4 protein-coding genes are annotated in these 3,583 nt (G+C 73.3%); 1 reads left to right on the top strand and 3 read right to left on the bottom strand.

Annotated elements, in window-relative coordinates:
• From ABZ281_RS42460 to ABZ281_RS42450, 3 genes are all read right to left on the bottom strand, one after another.
• Positions 1 to 1,016 (bottom strand): EamA family transporter (locus ABZ281_RS42460; RefSeq protein ID WP_356663375.1); only part of this gene is annotated, 1,016 nt, incomplete at its 3' end.
• Positions 1,017 to 1,242: 226 nt separating this feature from the next.
• Positions 1,243 to 2,247, bottom strand: coding sequence for an EamA family transporter (locus tag ABZ281_RS42455; RefSeq protein ID WP_356663377.1), 1,005 nt, complete (start codon positions 2,245 to 2,247; stop codon positions 1,243 to 1,245).
• Positions 2,248 to 2,332: 85 nt separating this feature from the next.
• Complete coding sequence (locus tag ABZ281_RS42450; RefSeq protein ID WP_356663373.1) at positions 2,333 to 2,881, bottom strand: Clp protease N-terminal domain-containing protein; 549 nt, start codon at positions 2,879 to 2,881, stop codon at positions 2,333 to 2,335.
• A gap of 222 nt (positions 2,882 to 3,103) precedes the next feature.
• On the opposite strand from ABZ281_RS42450, the gene ABZ281_RS42445 reads away from it, so the two are divergent.
• Positions 3,104 to 3,532, top strand: a complete 429-nt coding sequence (locus tag ABZ281_RS42445; RefSeq protein ID WP_356663371.1) for an SRPBCC family protein — start codon at positions 3,104 to 3,106, stop codon at positions 3,530 to 3,532.
• The last annotated feature ends 51 nt before the right edge of the window (positions 3,533 to 3,583 follow it).

Here is a 3,583-nt window from a genome sequence, read left to right as displayed (position 1 = left end):
GGCCAGCCGCAGGGCTTCGGAGACGCGGGCGAGCGGCAGTTGCGCGGCGATCCGGGCGGTGACCTCGCCACGCTGGAGAGCGTCGAAGACCTGGGCCGCGCACCCCGCGCCTCTCCCACCGCGAGGCCCGCCACCGAGCCCAGCATCAGCAGGGTCCCGGCCAGCGTCGCCGCCGTGAGGTGTTCGCCGAGCAGGACGACGGCGAGCACCGCCGCGCTCACCGGTTCGAGCAGCATGATCACCGAGACCGTGGCGGACCGTACGACGGCCGCGCCCGCAAAGTACAGGCCATAGGCCAGCGCGGTGGGGACCGCGGCGACGTAGAGCAGCAGGAGCAGGAGCCGCCCGGGCTCCTCGGTGTGCGGCAGCAGTCCCTCCGCCAGGGCGAACGGCAGCAGGCACAGGCTCGTGACGGCGAAGGCCCCGGCGGTCGTGCGGGTGGCGTCGCCCTCGCCGTCGCGGCCCCACCGGCGGGTGAGCAGCGTCATCACGCAGTACCCGGCCGCGGACAGCAGCGCGAGCAGCACACCCGCGGGGCGTACGGTCGCACCCCCGCTTCCGAGGACGAGCACCACGAGCCCGGCGAGGGCACCCACCACGGCGACGGCACCGCCCCGCCCCAGGCGCTCGGCCAGGGTCAGCCGGGCGCCCACCGCGATGAGAACGGGCCCCGCGCCCAGCGTGACGACCGTGGCCACGGCGAGGCCGGTGGCGGAGACGGCCGCGAAGTACGCGGTCTGGAAGACGGCGAGCCCGAACCCGGTGACCCCGGTTCGCAGTGCCCTGCGGCCGAGCGGTTCACGCACGGGGGCACCGGCGCGCGGCCGCACCAGCCGGACGGCGAGCAGCAGCACGAGACCGGCGGCGCAACGCCAGTACGAGAGCGCTACGGGCCCCATGTCGCTGGCCCGGTAGACCAGGGAGGCGGCCGCACCCGCGGTGCCCCAGGCGGCACCGGCGACGATCAGATAGAGGAGGCCTCGCCCGATGGGCAGGCCGGAGGCAGTGTTCGACACGTGTTCTCTCCGCAGACGCGCACGGCGTGCCGCGCCCGCGTCGGGCGGCGGCCGGCTGCGCGGAAGTTCGGGAAGGGCCCCGGATCATTAGGGATCAGGGGTCCACGGACTTCGTCTGCGGGCAGCACCGTTCTGCGCGGCGGCGAATCGCCGGGCGCGGTTTCCGGAGGGCCCGCCTCAGGCGGCCGGAGGCGGAAGAACGCGTGCGGAAGGCATGATCGGCACCTTAGGCGCTGGTCCCGCGCCGGGACAATTCCCATTCCGGGCCGCCGCTCGCCACCGGCTGTCCGGAACCCTTCGAGGGCGTCGAGGACTGCGCGATGAAGGCGCCCACCAGCACGATCGCCCCACCGGCGATCTGCGGCGCCGAGAGGTGCTCGCCGAGCAGGACCCAGGCGAGGCCGGTGGCGATGACCGCCTCGAGACAGGCCACGACCCCCGCGACCTGCGGGGAGAGCCGGCGCACGGAGACCACACCGGTGACGTAGGCGACGACCGTGGCGACGAGGACGATCCACGCCAGCAGCACGACGGCGGCGACGGGCCTGCCGGCCATGCTCGCGGTGCCCCGGAGCACCGACCAGTCCATGGTCCAGGGCCGGGCGACGACGGTCAGCACGGCCGCACCGACGAGCAGCCCGTAGGCGATGACGCCGAGCGGGTCGGGTGCCTCGTCCCCGGCGTCGCTGCCCTGGTCGGACAGGACGAAGTAGCCGACCTGGCAGCAGGCAGCGCCGAGCGCGAGCAGCAGCCCGAGGGCGTCGAAGCCGAGGCCCGACCAGACCTCGACGACACACGCCAGTCCGCCGACCGCGAGGACGACACCGACGGCCGCGGCCCGCGTCACGGGCCGCTTCTGCACGAACCGCACCCAGCCCAGCACGAGCGCGGGCGCCAGGTACTCGATGAGCAGGGCGACCCCGACGGGGATCCGGGAGAGCGCGGCGAAGTAGCAGGCCTGGACACCGGCGACGGCCAGCAGCCCGAATCCGACGAGCAGCCCGGGACGCCGGCGCAGCAGGGCGCGATGACGCACGGCGAGCGGCAGCATCACCAGGGCCGCCCCGGCGACCCGCAGCCACACCACGTGCAGCGGGTCCAGACCCGCCTCGATCAGCGGCTTGGCCGCGACCCCGGATCCGCCGAAGGCCACCGCGGACAGGAGCGCGAGGCCGAGCCCCACACCCCTGCCGCGCCCGCTCACGCTGCTGTCAGAGGTACACACCGGCACATGATGACAGGCCATGACAGGAGCGTCATCCCCTATGGCACCTGTCTCACAGCATGGACGGGGGACCGGTCCCGCGCCGTACCGCTCAGCAGGTGGCGTCGCCGCACTCCTCGGTGAGGCCGGACCAGCCGTCGAGCCGGGCGAGCACCTCGCGCGGGTCGATGCCGGCCCGTTCGAGCACCTCGACCGCGCGCGCCTGCGGGTCGGCGACGATCGCCGCGAGCAGGTCGGTGCCACGGGCCGGTCCGCCGCGCCCGGCGGCGCGCTCACAGGCGTCCTCCATGGACGCGGCGGCGAGCGGGGAGAAGCCCGCCGACTCCGTCACCACGGCGACGGCGCCGGAGTCCTCGACACCGCTCTGCCAGCGCAGGCCGTAGCCGATGCTGCGCTGGACGAGATATCCGAGCAGCCGCGCGATGTGCGGCCCCTCTCCGAAGACGGCACGCGCCTCGGGGTCGGATTCCAGCAGCGAGTGGAGCAGATGGGCGGTGTCGATCTGCCGGTCCCCGTCCCGGACGGCCCGGCGCCGGGCACCGCCGACCACCGACGCCAGCTCGTCACTGAGCCTGGCATCGTTGTCCACGCGCTGAATGCCGTGCTCATGGGCCGACTGCCGGGGGATACGGGGTTGCACATCCCCCACCCCATCAGTCCCGCGGGCCCGGGGCATCCTCGGCTGGAAGCATTTTCACGTCCCACGGGAAGTGGACTCCAGCGAGCGAAATCTCCTCCTTACGGAGGAGATCAGGCCGATTCAGCTGGAGACCCGGGCACAGCTGACGGTCCGTCAGTATTGAACATTGAGGCCGCCACGGCTACGTTCCGCGACACCCAGCCGACACGAAGAGGTGGTCGCATGGCCGAAGTCAGCGCGGAGGCACGCATCGGGGCGCCGGCCGAGAGGGTGTGGGCGAGGCTCACGGACTGGTCCGCGTACGGCGAGTGGAACGCGACCCACACGAGTTTCCCGGCGGGCGGCCCGGAACCCCTGGAAGTGGGTGCGACGTTCCAGGAGAACATGCGGCTGATGAACTTCCCCGCCGAGGTGGCGTGGACCGTCGAGGCGATGGAACCGGCCCGCGTGCTCGCCATCCGCGGCAAGGGCCCCATGGCGGTGACCGTCGCGACGCGCTACACCCTCACACCCGACGGCGACGCCACGACGGTCCGCATCGACGGCGAGTTCACGGGCGCGACGGTGTCCCTGATGGCGGGCAAGCTCAAGGACTCGGCCACGGCGGCCCTGCACGAGTCGCTGCGCAAGCTGGACGGGATGATGGCCTGACACCCCCGGCATGCCGAAGCGCCCCCGGACCACTCGGGGGGCGCTTCGTCT

Source organism: Streptomyces sp. NPDC006265 (assembly GCF_040613555.1).
Classification (GTDB): Bacteria; Actinomycetota; Actinomycetes; order Streptomycetales; family Streptomycetaceae; genus Streptomyces.
This window is presented reverse-complemented; position numbering and strand designations above follow the sequence as displayed.